Annotated in this window: 18 protein-coding genes; 7 read left to right on the forward strand and 11 right to left on the reverse strand. The window is 32.6% G+C overall.

All coding sequences use genetic code 11. The features are described 5' to 3' along the window. Positions 1–85: 85 nt before the first annotated feature. The 7 genes from OD917_RS10655 to OD917_RS10685 form a co-directional block, all read right to left on the reverse strand. Positions 86–475 (reverse strand): GxxExxY protein, encoded by a 390-nt coding sequence (locus OD917_RS10655; RefSeq protein ID WP_263523514.1) that lies wholly within the window; start codon positions 473–475, stop codon positions 86–88. Between the two features lie 104 nt (positions 476–579). After that, complete coding sequence (gene proB / locus OD917_RS10660; protein ID WP_263523515.1) at positions 580–1341, reverse strand: glutamate 5-kinase; 762 nt, start codon at positions 1339–1341, stop codon at positions 580–582. A 178-nt stretch (positions 1342–1519) separates the two neighbouring features. Continuing rightward, the gene (locus tag OD917_RS10665) at positions 1520–2713 is read right to left on the reverse strand and encodes a glutamate-5-semialdehyde dehydrogenase (RefSeq protein ID WP_411970348.1); all 1194 of its coding nucleotides are present in this window, start codon (positions 2711–2713) and stop codon (positions 1520–1522) included. Positions 2714–2809: 96 nt separating this feature from the next. Then, entirely contained in the window at positions 2810–3949 is a 1140-nt protein-coding gene (locus tag OD917_RS10670) for an aspartate aminotransferase family protein (RefSeq protein WP_263523516.1), read from the reverse strand. A gap of 172 nt (positions 3950–4121) precedes the next feature. Next, complete coding sequence (gene argC, locus OD917_RS10675; RefSeq protein WP_263523517.1) at positions 4122–5099, reverse strand: N-acetyl-gamma-glutamyl-phosphate reductase; 978 nt, start codon at positions 5097–5099, stop codon at positions 4122–4124. Further along, entirely contained in the window at positions 5092–6285 is a 1194-nt protein-coding gene (locus tag OD917_RS10680) for an argininosuccinate synthase (RefSeq protein ID WP_073409232.1), read from the reverse strand. Before OD917_RS10680 ends, argC begins: the two co-directional genes overlap by 8 nt. A gap of 55 nt (positions 6286–6340) precedes the next feature. Then, positions 6341–6988 carry a GNAT family N-acetyltransferase gene (locus tag OD917_RS10685; RefSeq protein WP_263523518.1) on the reverse strand — a complete coding sequence of 216 codons (648 nt, stop codon included), beginning with the start codon at positions 6986–6988 and terminating at the stop codon, positions 6341–6343. Positions 6989–7189: 201 nt separating this feature from the next. On the opposite strand from OD917_RS10685, the gene OD917_RS10690 reads away from it, so the two are divergent. Beyond that, a complete protein-coding gene (locus OD917_RS10690; protein ID WP_162615021.1) occupies positions 7190–7357 on the forward strand; it encodes a hypothetical protein in 168 nt (55 codons plus the stop codon). 100 nt (positions 7358–7457) lie between these two features. Here the strand turns inward: OD917_RS10690 and OD917_RS10695 are convergent, their stop codons facing one another. Next, positions 7458–9719, reverse strand: a complete 2262-nt coding sequence (locus OD917_RS10695) for a M1 family metallopeptidase (protein WP_263523519.1) — start codon at positions 9717–9719, stop codon at positions 7458–7460. Between the two features lie 186 nt (positions 9720–9905). Between OD917_RS10695 and OD917_RS10700 the strand changes: the two genes are divergently transcribed. The 3 genes from OD917_RS10700 to OD917_RS10710 all read left to right on the forward strand — a co-directional run bounded on the left by OD917_RS10700 (position 9906) and on the right by OD917_RS10710 (position 11980). Next, positions 9906–10757, forward strand: coding sequence for an aldose 1-epimerase family protein (locus tag OD917_RS10700; RefSeq protein ID WP_263523520.1), 852 nt, complete (start codon positions 9906–9908; stop codon positions 10755–10757). A 12-nt stretch (positions 10758–10769) separates the two neighbouring features. Next, complete coding sequence (locus tag OD917_RS10705) at positions 10770–11318, forward strand: GNAT family N-acetyltransferase (RefSeq protein ID WP_263523521.1); 549 nt, start codon at positions 10770–10772, stop codon at positions 11316–11318. Positions 11319–11425: 107 nt separating this feature from the next. Next, positions 11426–11980, forward strand: a complete 555-nt coding sequence (locus OD917_RS10710; protein ID WP_263523522.1) for a DUF3575 domain-containing protein — start codon at positions 11426–11428, stop codon at positions 11978–11980. A gap of 2 nt (positions 11981–11982) precedes the next feature. Here the strand turns inward: OD917_RS10710 and OD917_RS10715 are convergent, their stop codons facing one another. Further along, a complete protein-coding gene (locus OD917_RS10715; protein ID WP_111369699.1) occupies positions 11983–12207 on the reverse strand; it encodes a VF530 family DNA-binding protein in 225 nt (74 codons plus the stop codon). 108 nt (positions 12208–12315) lie between these two features. After that, on the reverse strand, positions 12316–12954 hold the full coding sequence (locus OD917_RS10720) for a porin family protein (protein ID WP_263523523.1): 639 nt from the start codon (positions 12952–12954) through the stop codon (positions 12316–12318). A gap of 139 nt (positions 12955–13093) precedes the next feature. Here OD917_RS10720 and smpB point away from each other — a divergent pair, with 139 nt between their 5' ends. The 3 genes from smpB to OD917_RS10735 all read left to right on the forward strand — a co-directional run bounded on the left by smpB (position 13094) and on the right by OD917_RS10735 (position 15408). Further along, positions 13094–13549, forward strand: coding sequence for an SsrA-binding protein SmpB (smpB, locus tag OD917_RS10725; protein WP_111290250.1), 456 nt, complete (start codon positions 13094–13096; stop codon positions 13547–13549). 84 nt (positions 13550–13633) lie between these two features. Then, positions 13634–14272, forward strand: a complete 639-nt coding sequence (locus OD917_RS10730; protein ID WP_111290248.1) for a hypothetical protein — start codon at positions 13634–13636, stop codon at positions 14270–14272. An 86-nt stretch (positions 14273–14358) separates the two neighbouring features. Continuing rightward, complete coding sequence (locus OD917_RS10735; protein WP_263523524.1) at positions 14359–15408, forward strand: Fic family protein; 1050 nt, start codon at positions 14359–14361, stop codon at positions 15406–15408. Positions 15409–15436: 28 nt separating this feature from the next. Here the strand turns inward: OD917_RS10735 and OD917_RS10740 are convergent, their stop codons facing one another. Continuing rightward, positions 15437–16078, reverse strand: coding sequence for a protein-L-isoaspartate(D-aspartate) O-methyltransferase (locus OD917_RS10740; RefSeq protein ID WP_111290244.1), 642 nt, complete (start codon positions 16076–16078; stop codon positions 15437–15439). Positions 16079–16153: the final 75 nt, after the last annotated feature.

The following is a 16153-nucleotide window of genomic DNA, read 5'->3' on the forward strand; positions in this document are numbered from 1 at the left end:
TCTTTGTTTTTCTTATTGGTTTGTAAAAATTAAACGCGGATTTTACTGATTCGCTATTGCGAAGACGCAGATTAACGCGGATTTTTTATATTCTTATTTTTCTACTGTTTTCAAATACTTTTCGTCTAAATTCTGGTTTTGTTCCAAAATTTAGAAGCAAACCTACTTCACAGTTTGTGCCTTTTAAATAATTCAAAATTTGGTTTTCAAATTCTATTACTATGCAATTAGCAGCTTTTAGTTCTAAAATAATCAAATCTTCAACTACTAAATCGGCATAATATTCTCCAACTTCTATTCCTTTATAATAAACTTTAATTTTCTTTTGAGCTTCAACATACAAACCTTTATTTTTCAATTCCAAATACAAGGAATTTTGATAAACTCTTTCTAAAAACCCATGTCCTAATTCATTATAAACTTCATAAAAAGTTTTAATAATGAGTTCCGTTAACTCTCGATGCAATAATTCCATAAAATAATTTTGAATGAAATATACTACATAAAATTAAAATAAATATAAAATCCGTTTAAATCCGCGTCTTCGCGATAGCGAATCCGTTTCATCCGCGTTCAATATCACACAATCTTGGTAAACGGAATTTCGTCTTTTAATGCCTTTAGAATAAAATTATCATTCAGTCCGTTAACGATCCAGGTTTCGATGTTGGCTGCTTTTGAAATTGCCGCTGCTTCAATTTTAGATTGCATTCCTCCTGTTCCATGTGATGATTTTGAATCGCCGATTTCTTTTTCGAGCGTTTTTAAATCATTTACCAATTTAATTGTTTCTGGAACTTCATTATGAATTGATTCTTTCGTGTAAATTCCGTTTGTGTTGGTTGCAATTATCAGAATATCAACATTTAAAAGAACAGCCGTTAAAGCCGCTAATTTATCATTATCTCCAAACCGAATCTCATCTGTTGCAACGGTATCATTTTCATTGATAATCGGAATGTAATTGTTTTTAACCAATACATTAATCGTATTTACAATGTTCTTTTTGGTCTGTTCTTTTTCGAAATCAGAATAAGAAAGCAAACACTGCGAAGTATTTAATCCTAAATCCTTAAAATTTTCATTGTAAATCCGCATTAAATGTGGCTGTCCGATTGAAGCTAAAGCTTGTTTTACAAATACATCTTTATCTTGATTATCCAACTTCACAAATTGTTTTGCTGCCGCAATTGCTCCTGAACTTACGATGATAAATTCATATTCGTCGTTTAGAGCCGCAATCTGTATTCCAAGGTCTTCAATCTTTCCCCGCGAAATATGATTGGTTTCTTTGGTTAAAGTATTACTTCCTATTTTTAATAAAATCCTTTTTTTTGCCATGTCTTGTTTTTTAACCGCAAAGGGCGCAAGGTTTTTTTATGTTGTTTGTGTTTACAAAACGCTAAGTTCACAAAGCTGTATCCTTAAATAGATTTAAATTTTTAAAATAAAAATTCAAATAATCTGAAATCAAAATTCGTTAATCATCAATCTAAAATCTGAACTCTAAAATCTACAATTATCGTATTTGTCCTTCTCCGTACACATACCATTTATTCGTTACGAGATGTTGAAGTCCAATTGGTCCTCTTTGATGCAATTTATCAGTGCTTATCGCTAGTTCTCCACCAAGACCAAATTGTCCGCCGTCTGTAAAACGAGTTGAAGCATTCTGGTAAACTGCTGCTGCGTCTACAGCTTCCATAAATTGTTGTGCTGCTTCGTTATCTCTTGAAATAATTGCAGCTGAATGCCCTCCACAGTATTTATTAATCATATCAATAGCGTGATCCTGAGAATCGATTGTTCCGATTACGATTTTATAATCTAGAAACTCTTCATACCAAATATCATCGTTTTGAAGTGTTTTAGTATTTTCGAAATTTGCTAATGATTTATCTACAATAACTTCCACTTTCGCTTCGATTAAAGCTTCAATCAACATTGCTGTAAAACCTTCAAAATTTGGAAGCTTAGAACTTATCAAAACTTTATCTAATGCATTACAAGCTGATATTTTAGCTGTTTTAGCATTTAAAATTACTTTTAAAGCTAAATCTGTGTCTGCATCTTCATGAACGTAAACGAAATTGTTTCCTCGTCCACTTACAATAACAGGGCAAGTCGCATGCGCTTTTACAAATTCAATTAGCTTTTCTCCGCCTCTCGGAACAATTAAATCAACTTTTTGAGTTGGTTTTTCTAAGAAAGCCTGAGTTTCAGTTCTGTTGTAATTCAGATATTCTACCCAGTCTTTTGAAACTCCGTTTTCTTCTAAAGCTTTGTGCCAAAGACTTACGATTTTCAAGTTTGATTTTAAAGACTCTTTTCCGCCTTTTAATAAAATCTTATTTCCAGATTTAAAAGCGATTCCGCCTGCTTCAATTGTAACGTCTGGACGAGATTCGTAAATTATTAAAATCGTTCCGAAAGCTGCAGTTTTATTTACCACTTTTATTCCATTATCATGGGTAAAATGAAAACGCTCAACGCCAACAGGATCTTCTTGAGAAGCCAATTGGTTTAATGATAAGATCATTTCATCGACTTTTTTATCATCTACTTTTAAGCGTTCTTCCATCGCTAAATCTGAGCCGTCATAATCAGCGAGATCTTCCTGATTGGTTAGGATTATCTCATTCCGCTCCTGCTCGACCAGCTTTGCCATAGTCCGCAAAACCGCATTGCGTGTTTCAATTGATAATGGTTTCATAATTTCAAGTGGGTTGGTTGTTTTTTGGTTGTTTCTTTTTATAGAAACTTATTGATACCTAACAGGTTTTAGAAACCTGTTAGGATAATTGTGTGTTTAGTTTTTTAATTCTTCTAAACTTTCTTTTAAAGCTTCTACAAACGTATCGATATCTGCTTTTTTCACAGTTAATGGCGGTAAAATTCTTAATAGATTTTTATTGTTCGCGCTTCCTGTAAAAATGTGTTTTTCAATGATTAATTTCTTTCTTAAAGCTGCTACATCAAAATCAAATTCAACTCCAAGCATTAATCCTTTCCCTTTTACTTGTTTGATTCCTGGAACTTCTTTGATTTTTTCTAAGAAATACTCATAAACTTCGTTTACATTCTTTTGTAAATCAAGTTTTTCAATTACGTCTAAAACTGCAATTCCTGCTGCACAAGACAAATGGCTTCCGCCGAAAGTTGTACCTAATAATCCGAAACTTGCTTCGAATTTTGGAGAGATTAAAATCGCTCCAACAGGAAATCCATTCCCCATTCCTTTTGCAACTGAAATGATATCAGCATTGATTCCGTGGTGTTGGAAAGCGAAGAATTTTCCGCTTCTTCCGTATCCTGATTGTACTTCATCTAAAATTAAAACAACATCGTGTTTTTTACATGCTTTCTCTAAAGCCTGAAAAAATTCAGTTGTTCCTTGGTCTAAACCTCCAACTCCTTGAATTCCTTCTATAATTACTGCTGTAACATCTCCTTTAGCTAATTCAGCTTCAACCAATTCGATTTGGTTTAAAGGTAAAAAAGTAACTTCTTGCTGTGCATTAATTGGCGCAACAATCTTTTTATTGTCTGTAACCGCAACCGCTGCAGAAGTTCTTCCGTGGAAAGAGTTATGAAAAGCTACAACTCTAGATTTTCCGTTATGGAAAGAAGCTAATTTTAAGGCATTTTCGTTTGCTTCAGCACCAGAACTGCATAAAAATAACTCATAATCTTCTAATCCTGAAAGTTTTCCTAATTTCTGCGCCAATTCCACCTGTAAAGGATTCTGAATGGCATTCGAATAAAAACCTAAATTATCTATCTGGTTTTTAAGTTTTGCTACATAATCTGGCTGTGTGTGTCCGATAGAAATCACACCATGTCCGCTGTATAAATCTAAATATTCTACTCCTTTGTCGTCAATAATTGTACAATCTATTGCTTTTACTGGAGTTATGTCGTATAATGGGTAAACGTTGAATAAGTTCATCTTTTTAAAGTTAAAAGGTTATTTGTTAGGAGTTAAGAGTTATTTAGCAGACTTTAAAATGCTTGTAACTTTTTAACTCTGGAAAAGTTATTTATAATAGGAGTTAGAAGTTTTTAAATCTAAGCAGTTATATAACGCTTAACCCATAACTTATAACTCATAACTTTTTCAATTAAAATCCGCTTGGTTTCAAATGTAAACCTGTGGTTTCTTCTAATCCGAACATTAAATTCATGTTTTGAATCGCTTGTCCTGAAGCACCTTTGGTTAAGTTATCTATAATTGATGTTATGAGAACCCGGTTTCCTTTTTTCAATAAACTAATAATACATTTATTCGTCTGCACCACCTGTTTCATGTTGATGTTTGTTGTGGTAACGGTTACGAAAGGCTCGTTTTTATAGAACTCTTCATATTTTGCTACTAATTGCTCCAAACTATCATCGCAAACTGTATATAAAGTTGCAAAAATTCCTCTTGGGAAATCTCCTCTATTCGGAATAAAAAGCAATTCGCTGTCAAAATCATCCTGCAACTGAACCAGACTTTCTCCGATTTCACCTAAATGTTGGTGTTCAAAAGCTTTGTAATGCGACATATTGTTGTTTCTCCAGCTGAAATGAGAAGTTTCAGAAAGACTTACTCCTGCTCCTGTGCTTCCAGTTGTAGCGTTAATATGAACATCATTATTCAACAAATTATGCTTTGCTAAAGGCAACAAAGCCAACTGAATAGCAGTTGCAAAACAACCTGGATTGGCAATATAATTTGTCTTTTTGATTTCGCTTTTATTGATCTCAGGCAAACCGTAAACAAAATCTTTTCCTTCGAAATGAGCGTCTTTATTCAATCTAAAATCATTTCCTAAATCAATAATTTTGGTATGACTTGCAAACTGATTTTCTTTCAAAAATGAAATCGATTTTCCGTGACCTAAACACAAGAAAACAACATTGACATTTGGATTGATTTCGGCTGTAAAATTCATTTCGATATCGCCCATCAAATCGTGATGCGCTACAGAAAGAGGCTTTCCAGCGTTTGTTGTACTGTAAACAAAATCGATGTTTACATTTGGATGATACATTAAAATTCTGATGAGTTCTCCGGCCGTGTAGCCCGAACCACCAATAATTCCGACATTAATCATGATCTAATTTGTTTACAGATGAGAATATGTTTTGTGCATTTCCTAAAATCTTGATAAATCCTTTTGCATCGTCTGATGTCCAAGCATTGTTCATTTCACCATATTGACCGAAACCTGTATTCATTAAATCATTTTCAGATTCGATTCCGTCCAATGAGAAATGATATGGTTTTAATGAAACGGTAACCGTTCCATTCACTGTTTTTTGAGTGTCTTGCAAGAAAGTTTCGATGTTTCTCATTACTGGATCTAAGAACTGACCTTCATGAAATAACATTCCGTACCAGTTTCCTAATTGCTCTTTCCAGTATTGTTGCCATTTTCCAAGAGTATGTTTCTCTAATAAATGGTGCGCTTTGATGATAATTAACGGCGCAGCAGCTTCAAAACCAACTCTTCCTTTAATTCCAATAATTGTATCTCCAACGTGAATATCTCTACCAATAGCATAAGCACTTGCTAATTTTTCAAGAGCAACAATATTATTTGAAGGTTTATCAGTTTTTCCGTTTAAACCAACTAATTCTCCTTGCTCAAAATGAAGCGTTACTTTTTCTTCTCCTTCTTTTTGCAATTGCGAAGGATATGCTTCACTTGGCAATGGTTGGCTTGAAGTTAAAGTTTCTTTACCTCCAACACTTGTTCCCCAAAGTCCTTTATTGATAGAATATTGTGCTTTTTCCCAAGAATAGTGAACTCCGTTTTGAGCCAAATAATCAACTTCTTCTTGTCTTGATAATTTTAAATCTCTAATTGGAGTAATGATTTCGATTTCTGGAGCGATAGTTTGGAAAATCAAATCGAAACGAATTTGGTCGTTTCCTGCACCTGTACTTCCGTGAGCGATTGCAGTTGCTCCTACTTTTTTAGCATATTTTATAGCTTCAATTGCTTGAAAAACACGCTCTGCACTTACTGATAATGGATAAGTATTGTTTTTTAATACGTTTCCGAAAATCAAGTATTTGATAGCTTTATCGTAATATTTATCTAAAATTGTTAAGTTGGCGTGTTGTGCGCTTCCTAACTCGTAAGCTCTTTTTTCAATAGCTGTTAATTCTTCAGCAGAAAATCCTCCTGTGTCTACAAGAACAGTGTGAACTTCGTATCCTTTTTCATTTTTTAAATATTTCAAACAATACGAGGTATCTAATCCTCCGCTATAAGCTAATACTACTTTTTTCATTTTTTATAATTTAGGCTAATACTTTCGTATGTAGCAGTTTGAGATTTCTTTTTGATTAAATTTTGAATAAAAAAATAAACGACAATATTTTGTTTAAGAATAAAGCTTGTTTAATTTTTTTAAGTCTGTTTAAAACAGCCTCGTTAAAAGGATGTCTTGGTGGTGTTTTTTGTTTTTCTTTTGGATCGTACAACATTCCTGTACAAAGGCACATTTTGTTTTCTTTGCTTTGTAAAATCGGGAAGTTAGTACAAGTTTTACAGCCAGCCCAGAAGCTAGGATCGGTTGTTAATTCTGAGAATGGAACTGGTTTATAGCCTAGTTCAGAGTTAATTTTCATAACAGCCAAACCAGTTGTAATTCCGAATATTTTAGCATCTGGAAATCTTTTCAAAGAATAATCAAAGACTTTTGATTTTATTTTTTTTGCCAAACCATGACTTCTATAATCAGGATGTACAATTAATCCAGAATGAGCAACAAATTTTCCGTGCTGCCAGCTTTCTATATAGCAAAAACCTGCAAATTTTCCGTCTGCCAAAGCAATCATTGCATCACCATTTGCCATTTTTTTCTGAATGTACTCAGGAGTTCTTTTAGCAATCCCCGTACCTCTTAATAAGGCAGATGATTCTATAGTATCGCAAATTTCCTGCGCATACTTAAAATGTTCTTCTTGAGTTACAACAATAGAGATCTTCATTTCAATTATTGAAGTTAGAGTTAAAAATTAAAGCATATTGATTCGCTTGAAATCCAGAATTGAATCCAATAAAATTAAGCATAAAAGAAGTAACATTCTCAAAATCAAAACATTGATTAAGAAAATTCACAAAATAATAAATACTTTTAGGATGCGTTTGTCCAATGGACAAATTATGTGATTTCAAAATGAAAAATGGATATGAATAAATATACGGCTATAAAACTCAGTGAACACTATAGAGATAGTGTCCGTACTTCGGGAGAAGTAATCGGTGAGTTTGTCCGTGACAAAGAAGTTATATGTAAACTTATTTTATTCATCGGTGCAAAAGTACATTATTTTTTTATTTACAAAACAAAAAATTAAAATTCTAACATTTTTTTTACGTTTTGTGAATATATAGAAAAACAAAACCCGATAATTATTTCTAATTATCGGGTTCTAAACACATTATACTTTTAAAGTTTTACTTTTTTGTAAATGGAATTACTTGTCCATTATCTATAAGTATCATATCGAAACCAGTTTTTGCTTCATTAAACTTAAATTTTAATCCAGCTCTAGCCGATTCGAATGTATCTTTTTCGTTTGCAACAGGACTTAAAGTAAATTTTGGATAATTTGGAAGTTCTGCATATAAAGTGCTATTTTTTTCTGTCAATTCAACCGTTAAAGGAGATCTTGCATTAATATAACTACCTAAATACGGATCTAAAACAAGATCTTTTTCAACCTTTCCTTTTCCCGCTGTCCAAACATTATTTGACTCATTATTGTCAGGAAAAGCGTGATCTGGATCTAAAGTAATGCTTTCAATTTCTTCAGTAGAATTGTGTTTGAAAGACCAAGAATTGTTTCTTTGCCAGATTTCTACAGGTAAATTAACTCTTGATACTTTTCCGCTTTTTGTTTTAACATCTAAAATGATTGGCATTGGCATTTTATCAAAATTTTCAACTGTGATCACCACTCCTTTTGCAGGATCATTTTTTACATATTTAATTGAATTAATTCCTTGATCAAAACGCCAGTTGTTTACGTACCAGCTTCTCCAGAACCAGCTTAAATCCTCTCCCGCAACGTTTTCAATAGTTCTGAAAAAATCGTCTGGCTGTGGATGTTTGTAAGCCCAACGCTCAATGTAAGTTCTAAAAGCAGTATCAAAACGCTCTTTTCCTAAAATTTGTTCTCTTAAGATTACTAAACCTGCACTTGGTTTAAAATAACACAACATACCAATATTGGCTTCTTTCATATTATCAGGTGAGCTCATAATAGTTTCTAAGTCAGGCCTTGTAAATGCTTCTGCCTGATGATGTAAATCTGCTGGGCCTTCTTTATACTCTCCATTATTGAATGCAGCTGTGCTCAATGAGTTGATAAAAGTATTAAAACCTTCATCCATCCAGCCAAATAATCTTTCGTTAGAACCAACAATCATAGGGAACCAAATGTGCCCGAATTCGTGATCTGTAACGCCCCATAAATCTTGTCCTTTAGATTCCCATCCGCAGAAAACAATTCCAGGATATTCCATACCTCCTTCATTTCCTGCAACGTTTGTAGCTGCTGGATAAGGATATTCAAACCATTGTTTAGAATAATGCTCAATTGATGCTTTCACATATTCTGTTGAACGTCCGTAACCATCACGACCATCACTTTCAACGGGATAAGCAGATAATGCTAAAGATTTTTTACCGCTTGGAAGGTTAATTTTTGCTCCATCTAAGATAAAAGCTGGAGACGATGCCCAAGAGAAATCACGTGCATTTTTGATTTTATAATGCCATGTTTTCTCAGTTCCTGCATTAGCACTTGCTGTTGCTGCAACTTCAGAAGCTGTACGAATCATAACTGTTTTATCACTGTTAGATGCTTCTTTATATCTTTTTAATTGTTCAGCAGAAAATACTTCTTGCCCATTTAATAATTCTCCAGAAGCTACAACATAGTGATTTCCTGGCACTGTAAGTTTTACATCAAAATCTCCATATTCTAAATAAAACTCAGAAGCACCTAAATAAGGAGGTGTATTCCAGCCACGTACATCATCATACACGCACATACGTGGATACCATTGTGCAATTGTAAAGATTTTTCCATTTTTAGTTTCCAGAACTCCCATTCTATCAGATCCTTCAAATGGCGCAATAAATGAGAATTCAATTTTTACTTTTACAGAACCTCCTTTTGCAGCCAATTCCTGAGGAAGGAAAATCTGCATTCTTGTATCTGTTACAATATATTTTGCATTAACTTCTGTTTTACCAGAAATAACTTTTACAGATTTAATCTTATTTCCTCCATCAAAAACCTGTCCTTGAGCTCCATTACGGCTTCCTGTTAAAGGCACAACAGCATTTCCTCTAGAATCTTCTTTAAATAAATTCTGATCTAAATTCAGCCAAAGGAATGATAATTTATCTGGACTATTATTAGTATAGGTAATTTCGTCTGTACCAACAATTTCATTTGTAGTTCCATTCAATTTTGCCGTAATTTGATAATCGGCTCTGTTCTGCCAGTATTCTACTCCTGGCTGACCACTTGCAGTACGAGTTGAAGTTCCGTTTTTTGTGTAAAAATGAGGACCAAAGGCATCATGGTAATTGTAATTATTTACTGGATTAGTTGCTGTTGCTGACGGAGTTTGCTGCGCCCAAACAGAAGAAATCCCAAAAAATAAAGCCGCGGTTAAAAAGGCTTTTGCAGATTGCTTTTTCATATTTTTTAGCTGTTTATGTAGCAAATTAATGAAAAAAAAAGCTATTCGCAGAGAAATTTCAAAACATAAATTCAATTTTAGCAAAATTTTATCAATAAAATAATTTAAGTCTTTTTCTTAAAAAACTAAATTTTATAAAATATATTTACATCTCTATAAAAGACATCCACTTTACATTTAACAACTGTGACGACAACAATCTCAAATTCAACACTAAAAGCTTCCATAAAACATGCTGGAGCAGAATTATTTTCTATAAAAGACAATCAAAACAACGAATATATCTGGGAAGGAAATCCTGATTTCTGGGGCAAGCACTCCCCTGTTCTTTTTCCAATTGTAGGAACTTTGAAAAACAATACTTATAGAATTAACGGAAAAGAATATCATTTGCCACGCCACGGTTTTGCTCGTGATATGGAATTTGCTTTGATTGAAAAAACAGAAAACAAAGCGATTTTCTCTCTTAAATCTTCTGAAGAAACATTGCAGAAATATCCTTTTGATTTTGAATTACAGCTTATTTATACTCTTAATGAAAGTTCCTTAGATTTAGAATATAAAGTAATCAATAAAGGAAAAGAGAAAATGCCTTTTTCAATTGGTGCGCATCCAGCAATTGCGGTTCCAGGCAATTTTGAAGATTATGCTTTTGAATTCGAAAAAGAAGAAAAATTAAAGTACTATCTTCTTGAGAATGATTTGATTTCGTCTAAGACTAAAATCTTAGAGAAAAAAGATAATTTAGTTCCTTTAAATTATGAGTTATTTAAAAATGATGCTTTGATTTTTAAAACTTTAGAATCAAAATCTTTGACAATTCTTAAAGATTTAAAACCATATGTAAAAGTTGATTATAAAGATTTTCCAAGTTTAGGAATCTGGACAAAAGAAAATGCACCGTTTGTTTGTATTGAACCTTGGTTAGGTTATTCTGATACTGATGAGAATTCAGGTGATTTATATGAAAAAGAAGGAATTTTAACTTTAGAAGAAAATAAAGACTTTCAAGCAAAATTTAGTATTACTATATTATAAATTTAAGACATAATGTTAGATTTCAATTTTTCTCCGTTTCCTATAATAGAAACAGAGCGCTTAATTTTAGACAGAATTTCAGAAAAAGATGTAAAAGAAGTTTTTGAACTTCGTTCTAATCCTGAAACGATGAAATATATTCCGAGGCCTTTAGTAAAAAATTACGAAGATGCTTTGGAACATATTAATATGATTAATGAAAAAATTGAAAACAATACTGGTATAAATTGGGGAATTAGACTTAAAGGCAATCCTAAATTACTAGGAATTATGGGTTTTTACAGAATGCAGCCTGAAAACTATCGTGCTGAAATAGGCTATATGCTTTCTCCTGATTTTCATGGAAAAGGAATTATTCCAGAAGCTGTAAACGAACTTATCAAATATGGCTTTGGAGATCTAAAACTGCATTCGATCGAGGCTGTAATTGATCCAAAAAATTATGCCTCAGAAAAAGTATTACAAAAATGCGGATTTGTAAAAGAAGCTCATTTAAGAGAAGCCGAATTTTGGGAAGGAAAATTCCTTGACAAGGTAATTTATTCATTATTAGAAAAGTAAGATTTTATTCTTGTTAAATAGTCTTACAGACAATAGATATAAAGCATTATGCGTTATATTTGCGCTCAAAATCAGCTAAAAAGCCGTTTTGAATCCAAAACATTTTTATGAAAAAAATACCCGCCTTAATTGTTCTTCTATTCTGTATACAATTACACAGTCAGACTTTTGTAAAATTTAATGGTGCTACAGCCTTATTATTAGTTCCAAATATTGGAATTGAAACAAGCATTGGAGAAAAAACTACCTTTAGCGCCGATGTGATGGCTTCTTTCTGGGAATCTTTCAATGGCCATAATCCTATGAAATTTGTCACTGTAACTCCAGAAGTTCGTTACCATTTTAAAGAAAAATATAATGGTTTTTATGCTGGAGCACATATAGGTGCAGATAAGTACGAATTACAAAAATGGAATTATTGGGACAGCAATCACTATGAAGATGGTTTCGGTTACAGAATTGGAGCTACTGTTGGTTACAACTTAAAATTAAACGATAAATTTTTACTTGACTTTTTTGTAGGTGGCGGATGGCATCAAGGGTTTTATCATGGATATTATAATGACGGAACTCCAGGCCGATATGAAAAAGCAGTTCACTGGAACAAAAGTGGCGAATGGCTTCCTTATCGTGGAGGTGTTATGATATCTTATAAATTATAAGATCAGCTAAGCTTAGGAAGTGTTTTAATGTAAAGTTCTTCTACTTTTTTACGAGCCCAATCTGTTTTTCTTAAAAAAGTAAGACTTGATTTCACACTCGGGTTTGAATTAAAACATTTAATTGGAATTAATTCTCCTAAAGTATCAAAACCATAATAATCGACTAAAGTTTCGACAATTTTTTGAAGCGTAATTCCGTGAAGAGGATCTTTAGATTGGTTTTGCATTTTATACTTTTTAAATAATAAATCAAAAAGACCGTACTATGAAAAGTACGGTCTTTTCTTTTGTAAAATTACTAAATTGAATTTTACGATAATCAAATAAAGAATAAATTAGAATACGAATTTAAATCCAACAGAAATAGGCGAAGTCAAATTTGGGTTGCTTCCCGCTAAAGCTGTATTATAAAACGGATCTACATTTGCAACGTGTGCTAAACCAAAATTGGTAACTGTAGTTTTGTCTCCAGTTTTAGGATCAATAGTTGTTGATGTAAAGTTTGCTAAATCATAAGAGAACTCTACAGAGAAATTTTTTGTTACAAAATAATCCAAACCACCAGATAAAGACACCCCAACTTGGTTTACTTTTAATTCACTTTCTTTCTCCTTACCTGTAATAATTGGCACAGCTACCTGTCCAAAGAAATAAAGTGAACTTGCAATGTTCCAATATTTTCTCACTAAAGGCTGAGCAACAATTAAATCTGTTTTAGCCGCTGTTCCTGCATCAGAATCAGCTTTAATATTAATATACCCAACTGCTGCACCTACTGCAACTGAAGGCGTAACAAACGTTCCAACAATTGGCAATACTGATAAAGTGGTGTTTTTAGCATCTGCTGTTTTAGTCTGTTGATATCCAAATTGCGATGTTACAAACCAAGCTCCTTTTAGTCCTTGAGTTGAATCTTGAGCTTTAGCAGTTAAACCGATTAATACCATACTCACTAATGTTACAATCTTTTTCATTTTAATTTTGTTTTTTAATTACATGACAAACTTAGAAGTAAGCTTTTCTGCTGGAGCTGATTAAAATCATAGATTAAAAAAAAACTTTAATTATCTTAGCCATCATAAAATTTTTCAATTTTGTCTTACATTTGCAGCTATGATAAAATCAGTCAATATACTTAACAAAAGAGCGCGATTCGATTACGAAATAATCGATACATATACTGCTGGAATTGTTTTAGCAGGTACCGAAATAAAATCTATACGTTTAGGAAAAGCAAATATCACAGAAAGCTTTTGTGAATTTAGTGGCATGGAACTTTTTGCCATTAACACTTACATTGAAGAGTATTCCTTTGGAAATCAGTTCAATCATAAATCTAGAAGCGAACGAAAACTTCTTCTTAATAAGAAAGAATTAAAAACACTTCATAAAAGTGTTCAAGCTAAAGGACTTACTATTATTCCTTTAAAATTATTTACAAATGAGAAAGGATTAGCCAAATTACAGATTGGCCTTTGTAAAGGAAAGAAAAACTACGATAAGCGTGAATCTCTAAAAGAACAAGATACTAAACGAGATTTAGACCGTATTAAAAAAGCTTTTAATTAAAAAAGCTTTTTTAATTTTTACCTAAACTTCTATTTATTAATATTTTATAGTTATTTTTACCTATAACCAATTTAACTGTAAAATATGAAAAAGTACTTCGTTTTGTTTTTCGCTATTGCAGCGTTATCAAGCTGTGGCAGTAATACTTCTATTGTAAACAGCTGGAGAGATCCTGACGTTACTATTACTCAGGAACATTTTAAAAAAGTTTTGGTTGTTGCTTTAGTCAAAGATGAAGCCTCGAGAAGAATTACCGAGAACAGAATTGCTGCGAGTAATCCAGTATTCAAAACTTCTTATCAATATCTTAATGCAACTTCACAATTAACGCAAGAACAAAAACTAAAAATTTTACAAGACGAGAACTTTGACGGCGTTGTCAGTATGCGTTTAGTCAGCAAAGAAAAAGAAGTTAATTACGTTCCGGGCACTTACACAGGAATGTATTACGGCGGATTTGACGGAATGTATACAGGAATGTACGGATATGGATTTGGAAACTGGTACGGAATGTACTCTCCTGCCTTCTATGATCCAGGATATTACCAAGAAACTACATCTTATATGGTAGAGACCAATGTATTTTCTTTAAAACAAAACAAATTAATTTGGACAGGAACAACAGAATCTCAATATGTTACCGATTTAGGCCAAACTGTTGATGCAATTATGCAGGCGGTTGTAAAAGAAATGAGAAAAGACGGTTCGCTTCCGCCAAACTAAAATATCAAAAAAGCAGTATTCTTAAATGCTGCTTTTCTTTTATTTAAAAAATTGACTATTTTTGTCAAGACTAAATTTTTCATAAAATGAAATCGCTTTTAAAAAATGCTAGAGAACAAAAAGGATTAAAAACTCGTGAGTTAGCTCAGCTTGCGGGTATTGATCAAGCTTTGATTAGTAAATTTGAATCTGGCACTCGAAAACCCACCAAAGATCAGATAATCAAACTTTCTCAACTACTAGAAATTGATTATGAGACTTTAATGATTTCTTGGCTTAAGGAAAAGATTCTTTATGAAATTGGTGATGATGATCTTGCTCTAAAAGCATTAAAAGTTGCCGAAGACGAAATTAAGTACAATAAAACGGTTTCGAATCTTAAATTATCTACTTCATTAGAAAAAATTCTAAAAGAAATTGATACTTTAAAGGAAAAATTAGATTCTTACCGTCAGTACGACAGTTTTAAAATTAAACAAGCTCTCGAATTAGAATACACTTTTGAAAGTAATAGAATTGAAGGAAACACCATGACACTTCGTGAAACAGATATGGTTATCAATGAAGGTTTGACAATTTCTGGAAAAAGTATGAGGGAACATTTGGAAGCCATTAACCATCAAGAAGCTATTGGTTTTATAAAAGAATTAATGAGTAAAAGCAATTCATTAAATGAACGTGATCTTTTGTCTATTCATAATTTAATACTTCGAGGAATTATTCCAGAAGATGCTGGACGTTACAGAAAAGTTCAGGTCATGATACAAGGAAGTACGCATATGCCTCCCCAAGCTTTAATGGTTCCACAAGAAATGGAGGAATACTTTATTTGGTACGAAATCAATAAAAATAAATTGCATCCTATTATCCTTGCAGCCGAAATGCATGAACGTTTAGTTACAATTCATCCTTTTATAGATGGAAATGGCAGAACTTCGAGATTAATAATGAATTTAATTCTAATGCAAAAAGGGTATCCTATTGCTAACATTAAAGGTGATTATGAAACTCGAATGCAATATTATCAGTCTTTAGAAATCGCTCAAACCAAAAAAGACAAAGAAGATTTTTTTCTGTTTATAGCTCAAAAAGAAAAAGAAAGTCTAGAAAGATACATTTCAATTCTTACGCAATAAAAAAGCCCGCTTAAAACGGGCTTTCTCATTAATTTTTATCTTCTAATAAAGGAACAAATCTAAATTCTCCAAACTCATGTTTTTCGAATTGAGTTTCATTTTTTCTGATTAATAAAGTCATAATCTGAACATCTTCTCCAAGCGGAATAACAAGTCTTCCTCCTATTTTTAATTGAGCCATTAACGGCTGCGGAATAAATGGTGCGCCCGCCGTAACTATAATACTATCAAACGGAGCAAAATTTGGCAATCCTTTGTAACCATCTCCAAAAGAAACATGCTTTGGACGAATGTTTAATTTTGGAAACAAATTCGATGTTGTTTTAAATAATTCACTTTGTCTTTCGACCGTAAATACTTTAGCGCCTAGCATAAACAAAACAGCAGTCTGATAACCAGAACCTGTCCCGATTTCTAAAACTTTGTGATCTTTCTTAATTTCAAGTAATTGCGACTGAAAAGCCACTGTATATGGCTGAGAAATGGTCTGTCCCGCACCAATAGGAAATGCTTTATCTTGATAGGCAAAATCTTCAAAACTTGAATTCAAAAAAAGGTGTCTCGGGATTTTTTTTATCGCATCCAAAACCGCTCTATCAGTAATTCCTTTTTGCTCTAAAGTTGTTACTAATTGATTACGAAGTCCTTGATGTTTAGCTGTATCTTTCAAAATGGGTAGGTTTTATTTTGGCAAAAATAAGAAAACAAATTATCAAAAGTCAACTACTTTTTTATGATTTAATTT

The sequence above is a fragment of the Flavobacterium sp. SH_e genome, from assembly GCF_025717045.1.
GTDB lineage: Bacteria > Bacteroidota > Bacteroidia > Flavobacteriales > Flavobacteriaceae > Flavobacterium.

Bases quoted from the DNA above. Each gene is read 5' to 3' on its own strand.
- OD917_RS10655 (WP_263523514.1), bottom strand. From the start codon at position 475: ATGGAATTATTGCATCGAGAGTTAACGGAACTCATTATTAAAACTTTT.
- proB (WP_263523515.1), bottom strand. From the start codon at position 1,341: ATGGCAAAAAAAAGGATTTTATTAAAAATAGGAAGTAATACTTTAACC.
- OD917_RS10665 (WP_411970348.1), bottom strand. From the start codon at position 2,713: ATGAAACCATTATCAATTGAAACACGCAATGCGGTTTTGCGGACTATG.
- OD917_RS10670 (WP_263523516.1), bottom strand. From the start codon at position 3,949: ATGAACTTATTCAACGTTTACCCATTATACGACATAACTCCAGTAAAA.
- argC (WP_263523517.1), bottom strand. From the start codon at position 5,099: ATGATTAATGTCGGAATTATTGGTGGTTCGGGCTACACGGCCGGAGAA.
- OD917_RS10680 (WP_073409232.1), bottom strand. From the start codon at position 6,285: ATGAAAAAAGTAGTATTAGCTTATAGCGGAGGATTAGATACCTCGTAT.
- OD917_RS10685 (WP_263523518.1), bottom strand. From the start codon at position 6,988: ATGAAGATCTCTATTGTTGTAACTCAAGAAGAACATTTTAAGTATGCG.
- OD917_RS10690 (WP_162615021.1), top strand. From the start codon at position 7,190: ATGAATAAATATACGGCTATAAAACTCAGTGAACACTATAGAGATAGT.
- OD917_RS10695 (WP_263523519.1), bottom strand. From the start codon at position 9,719: ATGAAAAAGCAATCTGCAAAAGCCTTTTTAACCGCGGCTTTATTTTTT.
- OD917_RS10705 (WP_263523521.1), top strand. From the start codon at position 10,770: ATGTTAGATTTCAATTTTTCTCCGTTTCCTATAATAGAAACAGAGCGC.
- OD917_RS10710 (WP_263523522.1), top strand. From the start codon at position 11,426: ATGAAAAAAATACCCGCCTTAATTGTTCTTCTATTCTGTATACAATTA.
- OD917_RS10715 (WP_111369699.1), bottom strand. From the start codon at position 12,207: ATGCAAAACCAATCTAAAGATCCTCTTCACGGAATTACGCTTCAAAAA.
- OD917_RS10720 (WP_263523523.1), bottom strand. From the start codon at position 12,954: ATGAAAAAGATTGTAACATTAGTGAGTATGGTATTAATCGGTTTAACT.
- smpB (WP_111290250.1), top strand. From the start codon at position 13,094: ATGATAAAATCAGTCAATATACTTAACAAAAGAGCGCGATTCGATTAC.
- OD917_RS10730 (WP_111290248.1), top strand. From the start codon at position 13,634: ATGAAAAAGTACTTCGTTTTGTTTTTCGCTATTGCAGCGTTATCAAGC.
- OD917_RS10735 (WP_263523524.1), top strand. From the start codon at position 14,359: ATGAAATCGCTTTTAAAAAATGCTAGAGAACAAAAAGGATTAAAAACT.